Source organism: Psychrobium sp. nBUS_13, assembly GCF_051201665.1.
Lineage (GTDB): Bacteria > Pseudomonadota > Gammaproteobacteria > Enterobacterales > Psychrobiaceae > Psychrobium.
This window is the reverse complement of record NZ_CP179210.1, coordinates 3,385,246-3,409,018: the sequence shown is the minus strand read 5'-3', so window position 1 is coordinate 3,409,018 and position 23,773 is coordinate 3,385,246. Positions and strand designations below refer to the sequence as shown.

At 40.3% G+C, this 23,773-nt stretch carries 20 protein-coding genes and 2 pseudogenes; 9 read left to right on the top strand and 13 right to left on the bottom strand.

Translation table 11 applies throughout. The annotated features are described in order from the left end of the window. Positions 1–80 precede the first annotated feature (80 nt). Positions 81–1,685 (bottom strand): ABC-F family ATPase, encoded by a 1,605-nt coding sequence (locus tag ACMAZF_RS15895; protein WP_435274728.1) that lies wholly within the window; start codon positions 1,683–1,685, stop codon positions 81–83. A gap of 208 nt (positions 1,686–1,893) precedes the next feature. After that, the gene (locus ACMAZF_RS15890) at positions 1,894–2,526 is read right to left on the bottom strand and encodes a LysE/ArgO family amino acid transporter (RefSeq protein ID WP_435274727.1); all 633 of its coding nucleotides are present in this window, start codon (positions 2,524–2,526) and stop codon (positions 1,894–1,896) included. A 154-nt stretch (positions 2,527–2,680) separates the two neighbouring features. On the opposite strand from ACMAZF_RS15890, the gene ACMAZF_RS15885 reads away from it, so the two are divergent. Next, positions 2,681–3,577, top strand: a complete 897-nt coding sequence (locus ACMAZF_RS15885; protein ID WP_435274726.1) for a LysR family transcriptional regulator ArgP — start codon at positions 2,681–2,683, stop codon at positions 3,575–3,577. Positions 3,578–3,779: 202 nt separating this feature from the next. Further along, on the top strand, positions 3,780–4,193 hold the full coding sequence (locus ACMAZF_RS15880; protein WP_435274725.1) for a hypothetical protein: 414 nt from the start codon (positions 3,780–3,782) through the stop codon (positions 4,191–4,193). 11 nt (positions 4,194–4,204) lie between these two features. Here the strand turns inward: ACMAZF_RS15880 and ACMAZF_RS15875 are convergent, their stop codons facing one another. The 3 genes from ACMAZF_RS15875 to ACMAZF_RS15865 form a co-directional block, all read right to left on the bottom strand. Then, positions 4,205–4,756 carry a class IV adenylate cyclase gene (locus ACMAZF_RS15875; protein WP_435274724.1) on the bottom strand — a complete coding sequence of 184 codons (552 nt, stop codon included), beginning with the start codon at positions 4,754–4,756 and terminating at the stop codon, positions 4,205–4,207. A gap of 5 nt (positions 4,757–4,761) precedes the next feature. After that, positions 4,762–4,980 (bottom strand): hypothetical protein, encoded by a 219-nt coding sequence (locus ACMAZF_RS15870; RefSeq protein ID WP_435274723.1) that lies wholly within the window; start codon positions 4,978–4,980, stop codon positions 4,762–4,764. Positions 4,981–5,075: 95 nt separating this feature from the next. Then, positions 5,076–6,674, bottom strand: coding sequence for a methyl-accepting chemotaxis protein (locus tag ACMAZF_RS15865; RefSeq protein ID WP_435274722.1), 1,599 nt, complete (start codon positions 6,672–6,674; stop codon positions 5,076–5,078). Between the two features lie 196 nt (positions 6,675–6,870). On the opposite strand from ACMAZF_RS15865, the gene ACMAZF_RS15860 reads away from it, so the two are divergent. After that, complete coding sequence (locus ACMAZF_RS15860) at positions 6,871–7,908, top strand: hypothetical protein (RefSeq protein ID WP_435274721.1); 1,038 nt, start codon at positions 6,871–6,873, stop codon at positions 7,906–7,908. After that, positions 7,898–8,380, top strand: a complete 483-nt coding sequence (locus tag ACMAZF_RS15855; RefSeq protein ID WP_435274720.1) for a GreA/GreB family elongation factor — start codon at positions 7,898–7,900, stop codon at positions 8,378–8,380. The genes ACMAZF_RS15860 and ACMAZF_RS15855 overlap by 11 nt, the downstream gene beginning before the upstream one ends. Before the next feature lie 14 nt (positions 8,381–8,394). On the opposite strand, the gene ACMAZF_RS15850 is transcribed toward ACMAZF_RS15855, so the two are convergent. The 5 genes and pseudogenes from ACMAZF_RS15850 to ACMAZF_RS15830 form a co-directional block, all read right to left on the bottom strand. Next, positions 8,395–8,613, bottom strand: coding sequence for a hypothetical protein (locus ACMAZF_RS15850; RefSeq protein WP_435274719.1), 219 nt, complete (start codon positions 8,611–8,613; stop codon positions 8,395–8,397). Between the two features lie 86 nt (positions 8,614–8,699). Then, a pseudogene (locus tag ACMAZF_RS15845) lies at positions 8,700–10,985 on the bottom strand (molybdopterin cofactor-binding domain-containing protein). Next, positions 10,982–11,467 carry a (2Fe-2S)-binding protein gene (locus ACMAZF_RS15840; RefSeq protein WP_435274718.1) on the bottom strand — a complete coding sequence of 162 codons (486 nt, stop codon included), beginning with the start codon at positions 11,465–11,467 and terminating at the stop codon, positions 10,982–10,984. Before ACMAZF_RS15840 ends, ACMAZF_RS15845 begins: the two are co-directional and overlap by 4 nt. A 28-nt stretch (positions 11,468–11,495) precedes the next feature. After that, the gene (locus ACMAZF_RS15835; RefSeq protein WP_435274717.1) at positions 11,496–12,077 is read right to left on the bottom strand and encodes a nucleotidyltransferase family protein; all 582 of its coding nucleotides are present in this window, start codon (positions 12,075–12,077) and stop codon (positions 11,496–11,498) included. Beyond that, positions 12,067–13,029, bottom strand: a complete 963-nt coding sequence (locus tag ACMAZF_RS15830; RefSeq protein WP_435274716.1) for an XdhC family protein — start codon at positions 13,027–13,029, stop codon at positions 12,067–12,069. The genes ACMAZF_RS15835 and ACMAZF_RS15830 overlap by 11 nt, the downstream gene beginning before the upstream one ends. A 573-nt stretch (positions 13,030–13,602) precedes the next feature. Between ACMAZF_RS15830 and ACMAZF_RS15825 the strand changes: the two genes are divergently transcribed. Then, entirely contained in the window at positions 13,603–14,346 is a 744-nt protein-coding gene (locus ACMAZF_RS15825) for an SIMPL domain-containing protein (protein ID WP_435274715.1), read from the top strand. A gap of 377 nt (positions 14,347–14,723) precedes the next feature. On the opposite strand, the gene ACMAZF_RS15820 is transcribed toward ACMAZF_RS15825, so the two are convergent. Both ACMAZF_RS15820 and chrA read right to left on the bottom strand, forming a co-directional pair. Then, entirely contained in the window at positions 14,724–15,032 is a 309-nt protein-coding gene (locus ACMAZF_RS15820; RefSeq protein WP_435274714.1) for an ArsR/SmtB family transcription factor, read from the bottom strand. 248 nt (positions 15,033–15,280) lie between these two features. Next, complete coding sequence (chrA, locus tag ACMAZF_RS15815) at positions 15,281–16,432, bottom strand: chromate efflux transporter (RefSeq protein WP_435274713.1); 1,152 nt, start codon at positions 16,430–16,432, stop codon at positions 15,281–15,283. Positions 16,433–16,673: 241 nt separating this feature from the next. On the opposite strand from chrA, the gene ACMAZF_RS15810 reads away from it, so the two are divergent. Continuing rightward, positions 16,674–17,075 carry a YkgJ family cysteine cluster protein gene (locus ACMAZF_RS15810; RefSeq protein ID WP_435274712.1) on the top strand — a complete coding sequence of 134 codons (402 nt, stop codon included), beginning with the start codon at positions 16,674–16,676 and terminating at the stop codon, positions 17,073–17,075. A gap of 287 nt (positions 17,076–17,362) precedes the next feature. Here ACMAZF_RS15810 and ACMAZF_RS15805 read toward each other — a convergent pair whose 3' ends face one another. Next, positions 17,363–18,787, bottom strand: a complete 1,425-nt coding sequence (locus ACMAZF_RS15805) for a sodium-dependent transporter (RefSeq protein ID WP_435274711.1) — start codon at positions 18,785–18,787, stop codon at positions 17,363–17,365. A 212-nt stretch (positions 18,788–18,999) separates the two neighbouring features. Between ACMAZF_RS15805 and ACMAZF_RS15800 the strand changes: the two genes are divergently transcribed. The 3 genes and pseudogenes from ACMAZF_RS15800 (at position 19,000) to ACMAZF_RS15790 (ending at position 23,144) form a co-directional block, all read left to right on the top strand. Continuing rightward, positions 19,000–20,778, top strand: coding sequence for an ABCB family ABC transporter ATP-binding protein/permease (locus ACMAZF_RS15800; protein ID WP_435274710.1), 1,779 nt, complete (start codon positions 19,000–19,002; stop codon positions 20,776–20,778). Between the two features lie 434 nt (positions 20,779–21,212). Then, positions 21,213–21,581: pseudogene (locus ACMAZF_RS15795) on the top strand (integrase core domain-containing protein); the annotation flags it as partial. Between the two features lie 348 nt (positions 21,582–21,929). After that, positions 21,930–23,144, top strand: a complete 1,215-nt coding sequence (locus ACMAZF_RS15790; protein ID WP_435274709.1) for a hypothetical protein — start codon at positions 21,930–21,932, stop codon at positions 23,142–23,144. Positions 23,145–23,773: the final 629 nt, after the last annotated feature.

The window sequence follows — 23,773 nt, the reverse complement described above, 5'->3', positions numbered from 1 at the left end:
GTATGATCGTTGTTTCTGTCAACTGATCGATTTCTTAACTGATCAGTGTTGGCCAATTGGCTGCTTTTATAATAACTGACTTAGGCAATTTTCAATTGCAGTTCTCGGCTTGATAAATACTCATCGTAGGTACCGCTAAAGTGAACCATTTCTTGGTCTTTAATTTCGATAATACCTGTGGCTAGTGACGATACAAACTCACGATCATGACTAACGAAAATCAAGGTGCCTTCCCACGCTTTTAACGCGATGTTTAATGATTCAATGGCTTCCATATCCATGTGGTTAGTCGGTTCGTCCATGACTAGTACATTGATGTCTTGCATCATTAGTTTACCGAATAACAGGCGATTCTTTTCTCCACCTGAACAGTTTTTCGCTTTCTTGTTCGAATCATCTGCCGTAAACAGTAAACGACCTAGCATGCCTCGAACCATTAAATCGTTGTGCTTTGGTGTGCGCCATTGGCTCATCCAATCGAATAACGTGAGATCGTTATCAAAGTCGTTACTGCTGTCTTGTGGGCAATAACCAATAGCAGCGTTTTCTGACCATTTCACTACACCTTGGTTTGTTTGCAATTCGTCCATCAAACAGCGCAGGAAGGTTGTTTTACCAACACCATTTTCGCCGATTACCGCTAATTTTGCACCGGCTTCTAAAATAAGGTTACCGTTTTTGAATAGCGTTTCACCGTCAAAACCATGGCCTATCTCTTCTAAAATTAACGCTTGGCGATGTAGTTTTTTACTTTCTTTAAAGCTTAGTGATGGTGTCATACGGCTCGATGCTTTAACTTCGTCAAGTTTAATTTTGTCCATTTTTTTAGCACGCGAACTAGCTTGTTTTGCTTTAGAAGCATTGGCGCCAAAACGATTCACAAAGGCTTGAAGTTCGTCAATTTCTTCACTTTTCTTTTGGTTTTCAGCCAATAGTTGCTCGCGAATAAGGCTTGATGCTTCCATAAAGTATTCGTAGTTACCCGGGTAAATACGTAATTCACCGTAATCGATGTCTGCCATATGGGTACACACTGAATTAAGGAAGTGACGGTCATGAGAAATAATAATCATAGTTGATTTACGCTGATTTAATACTTCGGCTAACCAGTTGATGGTGTGGATGTCCAAGTTATTGGTTGGCTCATCAAGCAATAAAATATCAGGGTTAGCGAATAACGCTTGTGCTAATAACACACGAACTTTCCAACCTGGGGCAACTTGTTGCATGAGGCCAAAGTGATATTCTTCTTCGATACCAGCTTCAATTAAGATATCGCCAGCACGACTTTCAGCGCTGTAACCGTCCATTTCAGCAAAATCACTTTCCAGTTGCGCAACGCGCATACCTTCTTCTTCAGACATCTCTGGTAGCGCGTAAATACGATCGCGCTCTTCTTTGATTTTCCACAGTTCGGTGTCACCCATGATAACGGTATCAACAACGCTGTATTGCTCAAAGGCAAACTGGTCTTGGCTTAATACGCCTACTTTATTACCTGGCGTTAAAGATACGTTGCCTGACGTTGGTACAAGCTCACCACTTAGGATCTTCATGAACGTTGATTTACCACAGCCGTTTGCACCAATGAGACCGTAGCGATTGCCGTGTCCAAATTGCGCTGAAATGTTTTCGAACAATGGCTCGGCGCCAAATTGCATGGTGATATTTGCTGAAGTAATCAAAGTGAAATTCCTAGATGTTTGTGGCAAACGATCGCAGACGTTTGCACCATCAAATTAAGTGGCTAATTAAGGAGCGGCACTATAGATAGATTAGTGTGATAAGTCGAGCGATCTTGGTGATTTTTTGATGAATTTGAGAGATTAAAAATAAAGCATGTGACGTTAGAGCGTATTACTAGATATTTATAATAATACGCCGGTGTGAAGCTTATGAATAAAAACGTTCAATCCAGCTTTGGAAAAGGCTTGCTGCGATAATCCACATTACGGCGGCAATCGCTAAGTCGATGCCTTGTTTTACTTTAGGGCGCGCTAGAATGTGAGAGAGCTTAGCGGCGCCTGATGCCAACGTGAAGAACCATGTTAATGATGCAGCCATTGCGCCTGCCATGAAGTAGTATTTATTTAACCCGTCAAATTGACCACCAACACTGCCAATTACCATTACTGTGTCGATGTAGGCATGTGGGTTCAAGAATGTAACCACCAAGCTAGTTAAAACAACAACCTTAATTGATTTATGCGCTGTGTTTTTATTGCCTTTTTCACTTGTCTGTGGAGAAAGCGCGGCTTGATAAGAGCTAGCGCCGTAACCGATAAGAAATAAAATCCCACCCCAGGTTAATAGCGTAAACATGATATCGCTGCTATTTAAGATTAAGCTGCCACCCATGATGCCTACTGAAATGAGTAAGATGTCATAGAATGCGCAAAGTGCTGCTGCTAACAAATGATGATTACGATTAATGCCTTGGTTTAAGATCATGGCGTTTTGAGCACCGATTGGAACGATCATGCTTAGACCTAGGGTAAATCCTTTCATGGCGACTAAATAACTCATTATGTTGCTCCTCAATATTGAGCGGGTATAAATTGTGCTAACTAAAATATGTGGCTATTCTGCGCGCTAATGGTTGTTAAATAAAATTAATAAATTTGATATATCATTAATTTTACTTATGATGGGTTGGCTTGGTTATTAATGAGTGTACGTGATGAAATTCGACTACAAATTGCTTGAGGCGCTTACCGCCGTTATTGATCTACAAAGCTTTGAAAAAGCAGCTGTTAAGTTGTTTATCACTCAATCTGCTGTGTCACAACGGATTAAGTTATTGGAAGAGAATATCGGCCAGCCTGTGATTATTCGGTCTAGCCCAATTACTGCAACTAGTGCCGGAGAGCGGCTCGTTGTGCATTTTAAGATGGTGCGAGAGCTTGAAAATGAGCTTATTCCAGAGCTAGCTCCTGACTCACCTACTAAACCGATTAAAGTATCCCTTGCGGTTAATGCAGACTCTATTGCCACTTGGTTTCTCGGCGCTATTACCCCTGTACTCAAACGTCATTTAGTCGAGCTAGATTTGATTGTTAAAAATGAATATCAAACCATCGAAACCTTGCGATCAGGGCAAGCGACTGGCGCGGTGAGTTGTATTGAAAAAGCACTGCCGGGGTATCAATCTTTTAAACTAGGTGATGTCACCTTTATTTTAGTGTGTTCACCAGAGTTTGCTAAGCGCTATTTCCCTAATGGGATCACTAAAGATAGCCTGCGTTATGCACCGGGGATCAGTTATGATCCTAACGATGATATGCACGTTAAGTTTATTGAACAACATTTTAATATTCAGCCCCGTGATTACTATTGTCATAGTGTTCGCTCGTCTCAAGCTTTCGTCGAACTCGCTAAACAGGGGGCTGCTTATTGTTTAGTGCCAACGCTGCAAATTGAATATGAAATTGCCAGTGGCGAGTTGATTAACTTGTGTAGTGATAAATCAATAACGTTAACAATGTATTGGCATAGCTGGGTGTTAGTGCAAGGAATCCACAAGAAAATTTCTAAAGAAATTGTGCAGTATGGGCAAGCGATACTAGGTAAAAATTAATGCCGTGTACTGGCATTTTTTATTGTCAAAGTTGAGGAGCGCTTTTAAAACTTCGCACAATGATTGAACGAGCAATAAACATTGAGTTAATTATAATCTTTTATCTGTCAAAGACTATGCTTAATTGAGTGGTAAAGTGCTAAAAATATAATTAAGTTAATTCTTTAGTTTTATATTGAATTAGACCAGTAAATGAGGCTCTATGACGACATATAAATCAAATCAACGACATGCCCACGTTAAACAATTGCTAGGAAAAATGGATCCCGCAGTCGCTAATAGTTTCAGTTATAAACAACGCAAAGCATTACAAAAAGCGATTAGTACAAGAGACTGGGACAATCATAAAATTGATTTTAGGCCAACCTTAGCACTGCCATTTGTACCGTGGAGTTTCTATATTGTCTTTCTTGGCGGGGTCAATAAACGTAGCTTATCACCGGCGGAACGATTCACCGCAGCATTATTGTTTTTAATGACATTATTTGTGATAGGAATAATTATTTTTGGCGTGATTTTTGTGATTTTGTATTTATTAAAATCGTGGCTTGGAATTGATTTCTTTCCCAATGAATCATTGGGAATATGGGATGAATTTAAAGGATTATTTTATTAGCGATTGAGTATTTACTCGTTTACGCTTTCAAATAAGGTGCGATATGAACTATGTTCAAGTTCGTTATTACCAAGAGAAAACTTATCAGCTAACGATACCAGCTGTTGACGATGGTAATCCAATGCAGGTTCATCATCGGTCATTATCGCAAACTCAGCAAAATAGCCTAGGCCTTCTAGATAGTCAAAAGTGATGTGATATTCACCCACGAAATAAATACTGCGGGTTTTGCTCATGGTAAGAGTCAATTGATAGCCAAGCGTCGACAACATGTTTTTTGCCGCGCCTAAATCTAGAATATCGCTTGCTTCACAATCATCACCGCCAGGACCTTTGACAATCCACAATTGAATATTGGCAGGTTGGATATCTCTAAGTAGTTGGTGCTTACTATCGGTACGTAAGCAATTATTCTCTGTGTCGTAATACCAATCGGTTTCACTATTATCTTCAAAACGAATGTCATGCGGTACTTTGTTTAAAGCGCGTTTGAATGCTTGAGGTGATGCAATTCGATATTTTAACTCTACTTCGAATTGCCCTTTAAAATGCTCTGTTGTCATCGCAATTATTCAACAACGACCTGTTCAAGTAATTTCACTTCACATTGTCCAAAATCATCAACAGATACCGTAAGGTTAGATGTGCCTAATGCACTACACGCACCCATTAATGAACGCGCGATGCCATCAAGAATTTGTTCTGGCTCTAACTCCATTTCTCCACATAAGTGGGCAATGCCGTCCATTAGTTCTTGAGATTGTTCGTCAGTAATTTGTTTGCTCATTGGAATTCCGTAAAGATTATTTTAGAGATTAATTCGAGCATTATAGACGCGCATTAGGCCATGCTTAAAGGCCTAATACGAATTAAAGAAGGGTTTTACAATTTAAATTTAGCCACTTGATCAGATAGACCTTTAGCAAGCTCGAGCAATGACAAACTAATCTCTTCGCCTTTAATGGCATCTTCTGCTGATTTTTCTGCAACGTCGCTAATGTTGATAACGTTTTCGTTGATTTCATCGGCCGCTAGGTTTTGTTGATGAGCGGCGCTACTTATTTGAGCGTTTAATTCATCGAGTTCGCGAATTTGTGCGGCGATATCAGTTAATAAGTTAGAGACATTGGCGACATTATCCGCTTTTTCATTGGCATCGTAACTCACATTAACCATTGATTCGACGGCTTCACCAGCTGTTTGTTGTAGGCTGTCGATGGTGCCTTGAATTTCTACAATAGATTCACCAGTACGTGTTGCTAGGCTACGAACTTCATCAGCAACGACGGCGAAACCACGTCCTTGCTCTCCAGCACGTGCTGCTTCTATGGCCGCATTCAGTGCCAGCAGGTTTGTTTGCTCGGCAATTTGCGTTATCACTTCAAGTACAGTGCCGACTTCGCTTGTTTTGAGGCCTAGTTCTTCGATTTTCTTGCTGTTGACCTGAACTTCATCGCGCAGTGTGTTGATACCTTGATGGGCATCCTGTGCGATCATTAGTCCTTTGCTTGCGCCTTCATTGGCTTCAATAGATTTTTTGGCTGCAAACTGCGTGTGGTTTTCAACTTCTTTGGCTGACGCATCTAACTCGTTAATGGCCGCAGCGACAGATTCGGTAGCCGTTTTTTGGGTGAGTACCGCTTCTTTCGTCAGCATTGAAATATCGTTGACGTCTTTCGCTGCATTGGTTAGCTCTTGGGTCGCTTGTGAGACATTAAGTAGGCTCTCTCTAAACTTGCTCGTTAATGAGTTGATAGCGCGGCTTAAATCGCTTAACTCATCGTTGTGATGAATTTTAAGTTCAGTACTTAAATCCAAATCACGTTCGATATTATTTAAGTGACCTTTTAGGCGATTGATACGCATAAAGATAAGTTTATAAAGAATAAGGGCCAATATACCGAAGCTAATTAGTGTTACAAATAGCTGAAGTAATCCCGCTTTAATGATGGATGATTGAATATTACTATCACTTTGCGATAAGTCGTAACTGACTTTAACAGCGCCTAAGATGTCACCGTCTTTGGCTTGGTGACAACCTAAACAATCTGTACCACGGTAATCTTTGCTGGCACGCATTGGCATAATAAATTGCATGATTCGTTTGCCATTACGAGTAATAATTTGGGTGTCTTGTTTACCTGCAAGGCCAGAGCGTTCAAAGTCATCGGTGGCGACTTGATCACTAAAACCATTGCCGTAGAGCTTATTGACTATGCCACTGCGAATAATCTTCGCTTCGACAATATCTTGGTGTGAAACAATCTTTTCTTGGAAAATTTTTCGATTTGCCATGGTGCCTGTGAGCATCATGGTATTGACGGAATCAAAATAATTTTGAGCAATACTTTCGAGATTGATGGCAACATAGTCTTGCGCCATGTTTTTCTCGTCATTATAAAAATAAAGCACTGTTGTCATCAGTAATGATAGGCCGATAACGGCAAGCGCTAATTGTATTTTTCGAGCCAAAGTTAGCATAGTGATCCCAAAAAGTTTCCAGATGAATAAAATTCAAAGATTCAAGACGATATAATAAAATCATGTTTGAAATCCTATTTGAGATCAAACTTTAGGACGGTTTTGAAAACTAAATTAAGGATCTTAAATAAGAAAGCAAGCGATATTGTATTTATTGATGTATGTTAGGCGCTTTAAAAAATCTAAGGATAAAGTCATGAAAAGGGTTGTTATTGGTTTAGCTGCAGGCGTTGCCTTTGTTGGACTATTTGCCTGTACCAGTGAGCAGAAAACGCCATTAGAAAAGCTTGATGTCGTTGCCGAACAAGTCGCATTTGTCGCTGTTGGCGATATGCCATATAAAGCGGACGAAAATGAGATGTTAACAGCGCCTAATGGTTCGATTGTAAAAGCAGTTAACGCCTTTGATCCTGAAGTTGTTGTTCATTTTGGTGATATAAAATCTGGCGGTACGGCCTGTACGGATGAGTTGCTGATTGAACGTCGTGAGCAATTATATAACCTATGGCCTGAGCGGGCGGTATTTACACCGGGTGACAATGACTGGACTGACTGTGATAGAGCAAGCATGTCGCCGCGCTTTTTTGAACTAGAGCGCCTAGCGTTTCTGCGTGACACCTTCTTTAGTAAAGATGGCGAAAAACTGACGACTAAACTGCCTAACTTGACTCGTCAAAATGAATATATTGAAAACGCACGATGGCAAATTGGTGGCTTATATTTTGCGACTATTAACGTGCCTGGTACCAATTTTGGGCGTGATGATATTAAAGTCGGTGACAAGCAGAAAATATGGGATGAAGCCAAGCGACGTGAGGCTCATGATATCGCGTGGCTTGATAGTTTATTTGCGAAGGATTCGTCAAGCACTGGCTATGTCATCACGTTTCAAGCGGACATTTATCAACCTGACACCCAAAAATACCCAGTAGCATGCACTGATGATAATCCTGATAAGTGCGACGGTTATTATAAAATTCGCCAGCATCTTGCTGATAAAGCGGCGCAAACCGATAAACCTGTTTTAGTTATTCATGGCGATACCAGTGCCTATTGTTTTCACCAAATGGATAAATCGATTCCTAATTTCTGGCGTTTAAATGGGTTAGGGGATTTTCTCATTAGTGACGCGGCGCAGATAGTATTTGATGCTAACAATTCACAGCAGCCGTTTAATGTCCGTTCTTTATTAGGTCAGCAATCATTGCCGAGTGTGTGTGATTATGACCATTGATGCGCGAGCCATATGGCAGGAGCTCTTTATTGAGTTAACGCGTCTAATTAGTGTTGCAAAAGACAGCGCTGATCGTGCGCATGAAGCGGCAACCGATAAAGAAGCCGTTGCTGAAAATAAATATGATACCCGTGGGTTAGAGGCCTCTTACTTGGCTCATGGTCAGCAAGAGAGAATGGCACAATGCATTGAAGATAATGCTTTGTTTAATGAGTTGTATCAAAATCGACAATTGATTGATGAAATTACCTTGGGCAGTATTGTCAGTTTAGAATCGAGAGAGGGGGTGCGACACGTACTCATCGGTCCAAGTGCTGGTGGAATAAAGGTGCAATGGAACGAGATTGAAGTGTTAGTGATTACGCCTCAGTCACCATTAGGTGCTCAACTATTGGGAAAAATGGTCGATGACGAGGTAGTGTTAACCATTGGCGACAACATTCATCATTATGATGTCGTCGCCATTGATTAGTGCATTATTCTCGATTAGTTAAATACAAAGTATTCAACAGAGAAATCAAGAACATCATCACCCAGAATTTCAATTAAAGGTGAGCGCTTAATACGCTCAGCAAACATGCCATATGCTTCAACACTAACAATTAAATCACCATTTTCTTCGATGATGAAAACGCTGTCGTCTCTCAGTGCTGTGATAATTTTCTTACGAATGTTGTTCGATACTTCGATGTCTTGAATGCTCATAATAGGGTCTTTAAAAGTTGAATTGGGCGGATTATATACCTATAGATGGCGTATAACCATGATGTTATACGCCATTCGTGTTTCAATTACACATTAAAGACTTTATTGACGGGTAAATCACGAATTCGTTTACCACTGGCCTTAAATATTGCATTGGTAATACTTGGTGGCACAGGAGGAAGCCCAGGCTCGCCAATGCCGCCCAGTGCTAGGTCTGATTCGACAAGATGTACAAACATCGGTGGAATTTGTTGCATCGGCGCAACTGGATAATCATGGAAGTTTGATTGCATGATTTCGCCGTTTTCTGTCGTAATCTCCCCCATTAAGGCAATCGTTAATCCCATAACCATAGCGCCTTCCATTTGCGCTTTAACGCGATCTGGCGTGACAACAATGCCGCAATCTACCGCAGTATGCATTTCAAGTACGGTGACTTTGTCGTTAGCAACTCGAACCTTAGAGGCGGCAGCGACATAACTACCAAAACTGCGTAAGAAGCTTATTCCTCAACCTTCATTACTCGGTAGTTCTTCATCAATGTTAGCTTTATCACTGAGTAGTTTAATAAGATCTTTAATACGTTTGGTACTGATGCGGTGATCTTTTTGGTCGACCATGCCGTAGTTAGACCATTTATCAAAGCCATCTTCGCGAGGATCGATAAAGTTGTCTTTACCTAATAAGTTCAGCCACATCTGGCGCGTTGGGATTTTGGCCTTGTCAGCTAACTCGTCCACAAAAGAACCTAATGCAAACCCGTTATTAATACAGGCAACAGAACGAAGCCAACCGGGTCTAACGTATGATTCTACTTCGTGGTTTTCACAGCTTAAGTTATCAATATTAAAGGGCAAATCTGCAAAACCTAACGATAACTGGCTATCGCTTGGTGTTTTGGTTTTATCATTGAACAACCAGCCTATCGGCGGATAAGCGTTGCGGCCAATCCAAAAATCGATGGATTTGTCTTTGTTGATTTGTGCCTTGTGATAATTAGCGGCGATGGAGTGATAAAAGCCATGTTTTATATCATCTTCACGGCTCCACACTACTTTTACGGGGCGCTTGGTAGCTTTTGCCAATTCAACAGCTTCTACCACGAAATCGCCTTTGGATTTACGGCCGAATGCACCGCCCATCAGTGTGACATTGAGGGTCACATTACTGGTTTTTTCTGGCGGTAAACCAAGTTCGCCTGCCGCTTGTCCTTGCGCCTATTGCGGGTTTTGCGTGCCTGCCCAAATTTCACATTTGTCACCATCAACTACTGCGGTTGCTGCTGGTGTTTCCATTGATGCATGATGCAAATGGGGGACGGTATAAGTGGCTTCTAGTGCATTTTCATCATAGGCATGTTGATAAACATCCCCGCGCTGACGAATGATATTTCCTTGATTTTTTACGGCATTGGCAAGCTCTTTTTTAAAGGTTTCACTGTTGTGATTACCCTTAACACCGCGATCCCATTCAATGATCAGTTTTTTACGTCCTTCAAGCGCTGCCCAAGTATTTGTTGCAACAATAGCAACGCCGCCTAATGGATTAACGTTAACAGGGAAACTACGTGGCTTTAATCGAATAACATCAACTACCCCTGCGACTTTACGCGATACTTTGTCATCAAGTGATTTGATTGTTGCGCCAACAACAGGTGGGCGCGTAATGCTAGCAATCAACATATTAGGAAGTTGAATATCTTGAGCGTATATCGCCTTACCAGCAACAATATTGTCAAGAACACTGAGTTTTACATCTCGGCCAATGAGTGAAAAATCACTAACTGATTTTAAATTCACTTTTTCAGGTGCTGGTATTTTTGCAGCAATACTCGCTAGTTCACCAAAGCTTAATTTTTTGCCGTTAGTCGTGTTAATAACAAATCCGTTGTCGGCATTAACGACTGATTTATCGACAGACCACACGTTAGCTGCGGCTTGTTCAAGTATGTGGCGTGCAGTGGCACCAATTGTTCGGATAGTTTTAAAATGACTGCGAATCGACGCTGAACCCGCTGTGCCTTGTGAACCGTATTTTTCACGATCAGCAGGGGCTTGAACCACTGTTACGTCGTTCCAATCTGCACACATCTCATCGGCAATTATTTGTGGCACCGAAGTACGGATCCCTTGTCCCATCTCACTGCGATGACAAACAATAGTGATGGCGCCTGATTTATCTAAACTAACAAAGAAATTGAGTGGCAACTGGCCATCTTTTACTGATGTTGCCGTTGACGCTGCATTTGACGAGAGTGGAATGGCAACGCCAAGCACAAATGCACTCGAGCCTAACCCTAGTCCTTGAATAAAGCGGCGGCGACTTACATTTTCGACATTGTCATCGCTATGGAGCTCGATGGTTGAATTCATGATTGGGCTCCTTGGATTGTCGCCTCTTGAGCAATCGCGTTACCCGCTTGTTTGATAGCGGCTTTGATTCGTTTATAAGTACCACAGCGGCAAATATTACCCTGCATATGTTGATCGATTTGCTCGTCACTTGGTGAATTATTTTGTGCTAGTAACGCAGCTGCACTCATTTGCTGACCACTTTGGCAATAACCACACTGTGGTACTTTATATTCGCGCCACGCGATTTGAACATGATGTTGTGTTGTGTCAGCTAGTCCTTCAATCGTTGTGACTTTTTGGTTACCAATTGCTGCGATTGGCGTAACACAAGAACGAATAGGTTGACCATTTAGATGAACGGTGCAGGCACCACATAAACCTTGGCCACAGCCAAATTTAGTGCCAGTCATTTGTGCTATATCGCGCAGGGCGTACAACAAAGGCATTTCTGGTGGGGCATCGATAGCTACGTCGTTATTATTTATATTAAGCGTTATCATAGATTTACCTTTCTTTATCAGAAATTGGTTAAAGTTTATCTTGCTGATACATAAAGAGATCTTCATTGGTATCAATATCTTGCTGAGCACAAGGGCAATTTACGGTTACCACGTCAGCAGCGTGTTGTTTTAGAATTTCTTTGGCACCTTGATCCCCTTGAAGTTGGGATAAAGGTGTAAAGAAACGTCTTGGAAAGATCGCAGGTACACAGGCGCGATCGTTGACACAAGATGCAATAATGGCATCAGGGTGTTGACGACTTAGCTCTGTAAGCTGCCGATAATGATTTGGTAATACGGCTACTTGATCGGCTAGGCACACCAACAAACGCCCGCTTGATTGTGATAATTCATTCACGGAATCTGCCAAGCTATGTCCCATTCCCAGCTCCCAGTTTTGACTGATGATAGGGCTGACATGTTCGTGCAGTTGCGACATTACGCGGCAACTATGTGCGCCAAGTGTAATGTAGACGTGGTTGATTGTCGGGCAATCAACTTGGCTAATCGTATGGTTAACAAGACTGTCGCCGTTGAGATTAGCTAGTTGTTTGATACCGTTAAAGCGAGTGCTTTTTCCTGCTGCTAAAATGATGGCGTTAAGAGGCATGATTGACCTCATTGACACAATACTCAAATGTGCTTAATGGTGTCGCAGAAGCTTGCGATAAGTGCGCTTGAATTTCGCTGACAATGGAGAGGGCAATCGTCTCTGGTAAATCGCCGCCCAGTGCTAAACCAATAGGATTAGTTAATGGGCACCGCAATGAAATGTTATCCAAACACGTTTGTTCGAAAACCCGTATTGTTCGATGAGTTGGACCTAATAACCCAACATAGGATGCAGGACTAGATTGGGCTAATTTTATCGCTTGTGCATCGTATTCAATATTGTGATGCATAATGACAATTGCGTTACAATTAATCAACGCGGGATGTTTCGTAAGCGATTGATATGACTGATTAATAATCGTATCGGCGCTTTTAAATACTGATGGCCGTGCATAGTTACTACGCGCATCAATTAACGTGATATTCCATGCCATTGTTTTCATTAATGAAACCAATGGCAAAGTATCAATACCACCACCAAAAATTACAATATTTGGCTTACTTTTTAAATGGCTTGTGAAGCATTGCGTTGTTTCATCAAATGAACTCGATTTCTCAAGATTTGTTGCGGTGAATACGCACTGATTAATCGCATCAACGTCGTTAACAATGAGCTGATAGTCTATCGATTGGTTATCAATAAATGCCTGATGAATAAGGTGTAGTTGATGGTAATCATTGGCTTGATTTATCGGCTGAATAAATACGCGCACCATGCCGCCAGAGCCAATACCAAGCTGCCACGCAATATCACTTTCATCACTCATGTCATAACAAACAACTTGTGATTGATTGGTGGTCCAACACTTGCGAGCTTGGCGTTTTAAGTCAGCTTCAAGGCATCCACCAGACAGCATACCAAAGCTCTGACCAAGGCTATTGATCATCATGTGCGCGCCGGCTTTGCGGTATGAGGATCCTTTCGTTTGAACGATGGTTGCTATACCCATGCCACTTGGAAATGCGTGAATTCAGCAAATCGAGAAGCGTGCCAAAGACAAGGCATAAAATCGGTGGTGTGGTCATTCCCCACCCATATTTTATAACGACGGATTTGGTCGCTTATCGCCTTGCCCTGCGGGAGTTCGGGTAGAAAGCTATTACGGCGTTATGATTCATAATCAGGGAATAACCATTAATTAAGAATCATGCCTTGTACTAGCGTCCTACCCGAGCTCTGAAACTCGCATTTTCAAGTAGCATGGGTATAGTACCCAATCAACATCGTCTTTTTGTTGGTGCCACTGACTGACAATATCTTGAAATCGATTACTCATAACTGTCCCTGCTATTATTTTTATTGGGCGCTCAATTTATAGGCAATTCTTATGCTGGAATCTACTATATGAGTCAACAGTGATAATTGCAATCATTGCGCTACTGAGTAATTGTTGCTAAATGTAATCTTGGTAGTGTTGCTAATGAAAAACCGTTAGAGTTTATACTCGGTATATAAAGTTCTTGTTCAGTTTCAAGACTCTATAGTCCGTGAAACTTTATCCTTCTAATTAATAAGGTATCTAATGATTAAATTTTTAACTGCTACGGCCATGATTATATCGTCGTTAATTTTTGTGACGCCAAATGCACAAGCGAGTAACTTGCCCGATTTTCCATTTGTCTTAGTGACTGGGGAAGCAAAAACCAAGGTTGCACCTGATATGGCAACTATTCATTTAAATTTAATGGCATTTGATAAAGATCCTGAGCAAGCATTATTTACTGTTGGCTTGCGTGGTCGCGAAATAGTCAAACTACTCAATGAATTGGATGTTAAAAAGACCGACATCAAATCGTTTAACCTCAATAAGCAGATTCAACGTGAACGTACCAATGGCTATGGGCAAGGTAAGATTTCAGGCTATGAAGTTAATCAGCGTTTTGAAGTGACATTGCGCAATATTGAGCATTATTCATTGGTGATGGATAAATTAATTGCGATGAAAAACGTCAATAATGTCACTATCAATTTTGATGTATCTAACCGTCAATCGTTAACACAGGCTCTTGTGAAGAAAGCAGGTAAAGACGCTAAACAAAAAGCACAAGATTTAGCAGAAGGATTAGATACTGAACTAGGCAGTGTGTTTGCGGCAACGCAAGATAGTAGCTTTAATGAATTTTTTGCACGTTTTGGCTTGCGCCAAGAAAACATGGGGCGATTTGAAGCAATGAAAATGTCTGATCGCGGCGGGAACTACAACATGTTTGCGCCAGAGACTATTGAGCTACGTAAAACTATTAATGTGGTTTATAAACTTAAGTAAGCCCAACACACAATAAAATGATGTGCTAAAAGTAAATAATCACTAATACCATTGCATTAAGTAAGTGATCTTGTTGTGCGTAGAGAAAATCAGCTAAAACAAGGCGCTCGATTGACTAATAGCTGGCTATTAGGATTGAGAGCAACGCCATTTTAGTTAATTTTAACAAGTACAAGTGGGCAAATATTTAATGCAATTGGTATTATACCCATAATCAATGAAAATGTAGGTTTTATAGGCGGTCTAAAAATACAATCTGCTGCGTTGCGTTCAATCGCAATAGCAAGCTATTACTCATTTACGCGCCTTGCAGCTTAATTCTTATCCTTGCTATAAATTCCAACATATCCAACGACTATGGGTATAAGCTATTGATCTTAGCTAATTTGAGAGGGTGATTCGATACAACATTCATCCTGCAAAAAACTGATCACTTGCATAAAACGATCGTATTCAACGACACAATAAAGTGTGGTTCCTTCACGGCGCTGACGAATGAGTGACGCCGAAGCGAGGCTCGATATATGATGAGATAGCGTCGAGTTGGGAATTTGAAGTTCTTTTTGAAGTTGTCCTACTGCTAATCCTTGAATGCCCGATTTTACCAAGCGTTTAAAAATGGTTAGTCGAATTGGATGTCCAAGTTCTTTTAGCGCCTTGGCAGTGTATTCAATGGTGGTAGTCATGGAAAGTACTCACTTCAAATTATTATCCTAGATTCAGCAGTCGAAACAGGAATCATAGCGCAGCTCCTTGATTCGCCTTGCTATATGAAAAAATGACTCGTTACCAATAAGGTGACACCGCATTTTTTCATTACGCTAATCAAATCAGATAGCTACACTCTTATTTCCCGCCTAATGCTGAATCTAGGATTATTGCACCCAGCCACATGGTGTGGCGAGTGCAACGATAATAACAGGTTATAGAGTACTTAAAAAGTAAATTGCATTAGCAAAAAGTTGCATAACAACACCACAAAAATGAGTCTTAAGATAGATAGCTTTTGTGATTTAAGGGCGAGTAATCCAATTAATACGACGACAAAATCTGAAACATTAATGACAGCGCTGGTAAAAATAGGTTGGTATAGCGCCGCGATTAATAGCCCAACAACGCTAGCATTAATACCAGCGGTAATTCCTTTTAATGTTGGATTACTCGATACTGCACTCCAACTAGATTTAAAGCAAGTTAATAATAAGAACCCCGGTAAAAATATTCCGATGGTTGCTAGGGTTGCGCCAAGTAGTGGTGCGCCAGTATGCGAGTTATAGCCAAGAAAAGTAGCTAGTGTAAACATGGGACCCGGTACGCCTTGTGCTAGGGCATAACCTGTTAAAAAGGTGTCATGACTTAAGGTGTCGCTGGTAATGTTTTGTAATAAGGGCAAAACAACATGGCCACCACCATAAACTAAGCTTCCTGCTTGAAAGTAGCTGAAAAAGACACTTAACACATCATGTTCATATGCAATAAAACTTGCACCAAACAAGATGATGGATATTACGAATATTGGTTTGTTAAGACTCAGTGGCGTACTACGTTGATTTGAGTCATTAGATGTTGATAAGAATTTATAACCCAGAGCGCCAGCAATAATAATGGCCATCATCTGAACAGCTATTGATTGGAATAGCAAAATAGAAATAGCGGTTAGAATACATAAGGCTTGCGTGAGCTTGTTTTTACAAAAATTACTGAACATGCCAAAGACAGCATCTGCAACGACGACAACAGCTAGTAGTTTTAAGCCATGAATAATATTTTCCAAAACCGAATTGTCGTGAAAAATATTGCCAAAATAAGCAAAGGCAATCATCAGCGCGAACGATGGTAACGTAAAGCCGATGAAGGCACTTAATCCACCAAGCCAGCCTGCTCGATGGTAACCTATTGCAAAACCGACCTGACTCGAACCAGGTCCTGGTAATAAGTGACTAATGGCAACAATGCTCGCAAATTCTTCTTCAGAGAGCCACTTTAACTGACCAACGAATTGTTTATGAAAATAGCCAATGTGAGCAGCTGGGCCGCCAAAACTCATGAGGCCTAAAATGAAAAACTGTTTTATAACGTCAAACATAACTGAACTATCTTTTTTAAGTGTGTTAAGGTTTTTTGAAGGTTGTCGATTGAATATAATATGAAGCCAAATATCAACAGCCGTTTATAATAATTGAGTTACGAATTGGCGCATAGCGCTTATTTCGATTGTCATAAATTTTTAATATTACATCAGGAAGATAAACTCATTTTGTCAGTATTATTGTTGTACTTACCAATGATATTATTCTTCATAACAGCGGAATGACTAATGGTGTGTGATGAAAGACTGTAACCAATGCGGGAAATGTTGCATAAAATATGGCGATGGTGCGTTGTCGGCGACTGCTGATGAAATAGCACTATGGGAAATATTTAATCCAGAAATCTATGCATATGTAAAGGATGACGAAATTTGGTTTGACCCTGACACCAAAGAGCAATTGACGCGTTGTCCTTTCTTAGGTGTCGAGCCAAAAAGTAAAGCGTCAGATTCAATTAAATATACTTGCAGTATTTACTTGAACAGGCCAGAAGACTGTCGCCATTATCCAAGCTCGATCAATGAAATGGTTATTGATGAGTGCGAAATGATTGAATCTATCGATCTCATTAATATAAAAAAATCGCAAGCTACATTGGATCGTTTGATGAAAGGAAGTCGGCATTTAAATTATTCATAATGAAAACCTTTTCTACTCTTTGTTAATATCAATTTACACCTTTAACCGTTAGCCATGGTCCAGCTGATTTCTCCAAGCTGTTCTGTCATTGAAAACGATGGTTTTGGCCATAACATTAGAGTTGATAAACTGATATCTGCTCACCATGGTAACCACATCGCTTCTGTAAAATTTTTCTATGTCCGGGCTAGTAGCGTCTAATTATCACTTAAATTACATACACATTGTTTGTACCAACAAAAAAGGTTGCCGCAGCAACCTTTTTATTCATTGTTATCGTTAGAAGTTTAAAAACCAAACAACGAATGAGCGAAAAACTTATCAGCAACGGTATTTAAGAAAATTACCAATAAGATAACTGGAATGAAGGTACCTAATGAAAAGTTAACGTACTTTTGCATCAATGAACCTTCAAAGCTGTCATCGCCAACACTTAACTCTTTATTAAGATTGTGTTTCTTCCAGCGATAGCTCACAAATAAACACACTAATAAGCCATTGAGTGGCAAGATTGTATCGTAGAAAATATCGATAATGATATCGAAGAACGATTTCACGCCGCTGCCATAAGTCACCATCTCGGTTAAGAAACCAACCATACCTAGCGACAAGCTTGCAAGAATAGTTAATACACCACCAAAGATACCTATGGTTGATAATGCCTTCTTACGCGTCTGTTTCTTCTCATCCATCAGGTAAGCAACAGGGACTTCAATAATTGAAACCAGTGAGGTAATTGCTGCAAAGAATACTAATAAGAAGAACAGGGTTGCAACAATACTCGCGCCAATAAAGCCGATTGATGTTTGCAGTGCTAGGAAGATTTTAGGTAATAAAACAAAAATCAAACCAACAGAAGAATCACTTAACTCACCAGGGTTAACTGATGGATTAAATGAGAAAATTGCAGGCATTACCATTAAACCAGCGATGAATGCCACTGATGTATCAGCCACTGCAACCATCTTAGCCGAACTTACGATGTTAGTTTTACGGCTTAAATATGAGCCATAGGTAATTAAAATACCCATACCCAATGACAACGAGAAAAAGGCTTGCGATAACGCACCATTAATTACTGACGCGGTGATTTTTGAAAAATCAGGAATGACATAGAACTCTACACCAGCGGCTGCATTATCGAGTGTTAATACAAAAATTACTAAGCCAACTAACATAAAGAATAATGCTGGCATTAGAATTTTCGATACTTTCTCAATACCGTCTTGCACGCCCATTTTTAAGATAAAGTAAATAATGGCTACAACGCCAATCATTGCTGCAAAAATATAGTAACTACTGACAAAGCTACCAAAGGTGCCATCGGCTGCTAGATGCGCAAGATCGCCAGTGGCGGCCATAAATAGATAGCCAAGGATCCAAACACTAATCACGGTATAGAAAATACCAATCATAAACGGCGTTAATACGCCCAGAATACCGGCAAAACGCCATTTACTATCTGACGATGAGAGACCTGTGAATGCACCTACAGGGCCTTTTTGATTGCTTCGTCCCATGGCTAATTCTGCCATCATGACTGGTAGACATAAAGCAACGACAAAGATGGCGTACATGACTAAAAATGCACCACCGCCGTTTTTGGCTGCGTTAACGGGAAATCCAACTAAATTACCAATGCCAACTGCACTGCCAGCAGCGGCTAAAATAAATCCAAGTCGAGATCCAAATTGCTCTCTATTATCGTTCATACTTAAACCTTTTCTTCTTATATTGGCTTATTAGTGCCAATTTTTCTGTCTCGATGCTATCAAGCTTTTTCCCGAATGTCTCACCTTTGACTAACTGTTTTGTAGACTTTTTGTTAAAGAGTGTGAATATATTTGAACAGTGCTTAAAAATCGTACTGACAGTGCAGTAGTAGCTGCGTAAACTAATTGTTTTTCAACAATGGAAGCATTTCATGCGTTCGATGAAGCAAGTTGACGTGCCAGATACGATAAATTGGGCGGTATTTAAAAGTATTGCTCCTTATTTATCGGAATATAAATGGCGTGTTTTGATGGCCGTATTGTGTTTGGTGATGGCAAAAGTCGCTACTGTGTATTTGCCTTTTGTGCTTAAGTACATTGTTGATGATCTTGATAACGCGCAGCAAATGCTAGCGGCACCTATTGCGTTAGTATTGGCCTATGGTGCCTTGCGACTTGGCTCCGTGTTGTTCGGTGAACTCAGAGATACATTATTTGGCCGAGTCACCGAGCGTGCTATGCGCCGTATTGGATTAGAAGTGTTTAATCATTTACACAGCCTAGATTTAAACTATCATCTTAATCGCCAAACTGGCGGCGTTGCTCGTGATATGGAACGTGGCATTACCGGCATAAGCTTTGTCATGCGTTTTATGGTATTCAACATAGTGCCTATTATGATTGAACTGTGCTTTGTGATTGGCATATTACTTATTAATTATGGCTACAGTTTTGCATTAATCATCGCCATCGCAGTTGTTAGCTATGTCAGTTACTCCGTTAAAGCCACCCATTGGCGCACTAAATTCATTCGAGAAGCCAATGCGGCGGACTCAACATCTAATACCCGCGCTATTGATAGTCTTATTAATTACGAAACCGTGAAGTATTTTGGTAACGAAAAATATGAAGCCGATGCCTATGACGAGCAACTCGCCGTTTGGGAGCAGGCAAGGCGTAAAAATCGGTTATCGCTATTTGCACTCAACGGCGGCCAAGCGTTTATTATTGCCATTGCCATGACATCAATGATGGGCATGGCCGCTTATCAAGTGAGCCAAGGAAAAATGACCATTGGTGACTTCGTATTAATTAATGCGTTCACGATGCAGATTTTTATGCCGCTGAATTTTTTAGGGTTTGTTTATCGAGAAATTAAAGGCTCTCTTGCCAACATAGAACAAATGTTTGGCCTACTCGATAAAAAGCCATTGATTGTTGATGTATCAAATGCCCAATCTCTTAATATTACCAAAGGCACTGTGCAATTTAACGATGTTCATTTTTCCTATCATGACGATCGCCCAATTATCAAAGGCATTAGCTTTAACATCGAACGAGGACAAAAAGTAGCGGTGGTTGGTGCAAGCGGCAGTGGTAAATCTACCTTGGTGAAATTACTCTATCGATTCTATGAAGTTAATGACGGTGTCATTAGTCTTGATGAGCAAGATATTAAGCAAGTCACTCAGGACTCATTGCGCCAAGCGATTGGTATCGTTCCCCAAGACACCGTGTTATTTAATACAACATTGATTGAAAATATTCGCTACGGCAGACCAAATGCTACTGATGATGAAGTTGCTCACGCCATCAAACTCGCCCATTTAACTGACTTTATTAATAGTTTACCTGATAAAGAACAAACAACGGTGGGGGAGCGCGGCTTAAAACTCTCTGGTGGTGAAAAACAGCGAGTAGCCATTGCCCGTACTATTTTAAAGAATCCACAGGTGTTGGTATTTGATGAAGCTACCTCATCGCTTGATAGCTATAGCGAGCAACAAATTATGGCGGCGATTAATGAAGTCACCGCTAATAATACAAGTTTGGTAATAGCGCATCGTCTGTCTACGATTGTTGATGCAGACAATATAATTGTCATGAAGGATGGTGTTATCGCAGAGCAGGGAACACACCAACAGTTATTATCTGTAGCCTGTGAGTACGCTGCTCTGTGGGAGCTGCAACAATCGAACGACAATAACTAAGTTGTTAGTATTTTGCGTTTTAGCCACATTAGGTAGAAGCCTAAAATGGTTAAAATAGGTAAACTCAATATTAGCAGCCAAGCATAAATGGTGAGTATCTTTTTGAACCAAAGGTTGGAGTTATTGCCTTTGAGTACGGCAACAGAGCAAAGAATCATCCCCGGTATCAAATAGATGATACTGAGTAGTTGCAACGTAATGTGAGTCGCTAAAGCACCTGCTAATACCATTAATTGCATTAAATATTTGCCCACTTGTACTTGTTAAAATTAACTAAAATGGCGTTGCTCTCAATCCTAATCGCCAGCTATTAGTCAATCGAGCGCCTTGTTTTATCTGATTTTCTCTACGCACAACAAGATCACTTACTTAATGCAATTGGTATAACTTGAAAAAAGCGGCTTAATAACTCTCCAAAAAAACTTGACCACTATATAGGCGTTGTAACTTCTCGCAGTCGGCCTAGGGTAAGTAATGACAATCCCTATTCAGAGTCATTATTTAGAACGGTTAAGTACCATCCGCGCTAGCCAAGTGAAGGCTTTGAGTCTCTAGAAAAAGCGCGGGAGTGGGTTAAAAGCTTTACGGACTGGTACAACAACGAACATCGTCATAGCCGAATTAGGTTTTTAACACCAAATCAACGGCATGAAGGGCTTGATACTGAGATATTAGCAAAGCGAAAAGCACTGTATCAGCAAAAGAGAAATGAACATCCAGAGCGGTGGTCAAAAAATGAAAGAAACTGGCAGCCAATTGGTGTTGTGGAGCTAAATCCAGAACAATATAAGCAAGCTGCTTAACAATTTAGGCGACAACTACCTTGAAAAACGCCGCTCAAATCTAGTTTGGCGCATTGACGCCGTATTGTGGAGCGTCCATCTCATCACCCACAAAAATTAAGAAAAATTAATAGATATGTTCAAGTTTGTAACTATTGACTGTATTTCTCGGATCTTATAATTTGCAAACGCTTGGCTGATTGATGCATGTCATTACTTCACGCAAAATTACTATTATTATCTAGTGTTAAACTTATAAAACGAGAAGATATAGAACACATTTAGCGTGAATTATTGGGTAATTGACTTTAATTGGTGCATGGTTTGTATTACTCTTCTCACCTCACTTCATTAACCTTAAGTGCTGTAATGTTTCATTCTTCTTTAAAAAAAATCAGTCAAAAAACCACGAATAAACAACAAGACAATGACTTGCATAATCTGTGGCAACGTATCGAAAAACATCAAAAACGCAACGCTAATTTTACAGCTAAAATCGCCTCAAACTTTAAACAGTTTGAAGAATTGGCGCTGGAATTTGAACAACGTCAGTGTCAAAAGTTGGGGGAGAAAATAGCTCATTTGGTGAGTTTTCTACCGAGAAAGTCCCTCAGTGGTATCGAGCGAGAAGAGTTACAACAATGGATTGATGACGATTTAAGATACTTGAGTTCTCACCCGTTTGCTGATAAAGCATTGGTGGAGAATATACATAATATAGTGCATAGCGCCTTTGTTTCTGAACGAGAGACTCTAGCGCAAAATATTTCGGCGGATGAAGTTGCAGCGTTAAGAGAAAGTATTGAAATAGAGTTTGAAGGTGATCTCAATTTAACTGATGAGCAGATCAAAGACGTCATCTTAAATCCAGAAAAAATGGTCGAACATATTGACAGGCTTTTTGCGCAGCATCATCACGAACAGCAAGAGGATGAATATGAAATTGATGATGAGGAAATGATGGACGATGATTTTTTCGAGGAATTTTACCAACATTATCAACAAAGTAACGACGGGGCTTCACACGAAGATTCGCGCAGTCGACACCTCGATAAACTGTTTAAAGGCAGTCAGCTCAATAAAATGTATAAACGCCTAGCGTCGGTTTTACACCCAGATAAAGAGACTGACGCTACTAAGAAAGACGAAAAGCAACGACTAATGCAAGAGTTATCACAGGCGCGTCGTGACAAAGATGGTTTTTCTATTCTCCAGTTGTATCTCGCTCATTTTGACGATGACCCTATATTTGATCAGCAAACAGTCGACAATTTAAAGCCACTGCTTGAGCAAAAAATTAGTACACTCAACCAACAATATCGCGACTTGCAACGCAGCGACGATATGCCAACCCTCGTTTGGCGGAAATTTAAAGCGCGTAATAAAACACTTATTAAGCAGCATATGACAGAGCACGCCGATAATTTACATCATGAATGCCTTGAGATCGCCGAGTTCATTGCTGACTGTAAAACGGTTAAATCGTTAAAAACCAAGTTGCAATCTAGGCTCTATCATCATAACCAAAATCCCTTTTTGGATTTTGAAGACATGGTAGAGTTGATGTTTACCGATGAGCTTTAGACGGAACTATTCAGATGCCCAAAAAGAGCTAATTATTCGGATCAAAGTATGAGAGAGTTCCATGAGTATTTGAATCTATATTTTGTGGAATCCAAATCGTTATACCAATTGCATTAAGTAAGTGATCTTGTTGTGCGTAGAGAAAATCAGCTAAAACAAGGCGCTCGATTGACTAATAGCTGGCTATTAGGATTGAGAGCAACGCCATTTTAGTTAATTTTAACAAGTACAAGTGGGCAAATATTTAATGCAATTGGTATTATTACGCTCCTGAAGCTGTTTTAGAATTTAAGAATTTAAGAATTTTATTGAATATCCAATCAAACTGATGGTAACCCCAAATCACTTAGAAATTCTCTATTTTAGCAAGTCGAGAAGCGTGCCAAGAACAAGAGATAAGAGACGTGATTAAATTATTTTTAATGATATAGCTTATAACGCCGCTGGTTGAACTAGCTCCCTACTCGAGGTCTGAAACCAGCATTCTCAAGTAGTACGGGTCTAAGTTAAATGGTTAGTATCCGATTGCTCGTCTTTATGTTGAAATCGATATAAAGCCTATATCTGCCATAACCAAAATGACACATCTCACAATCATAAAGCAAATATCTCACCTGTTAGTGCTAAAG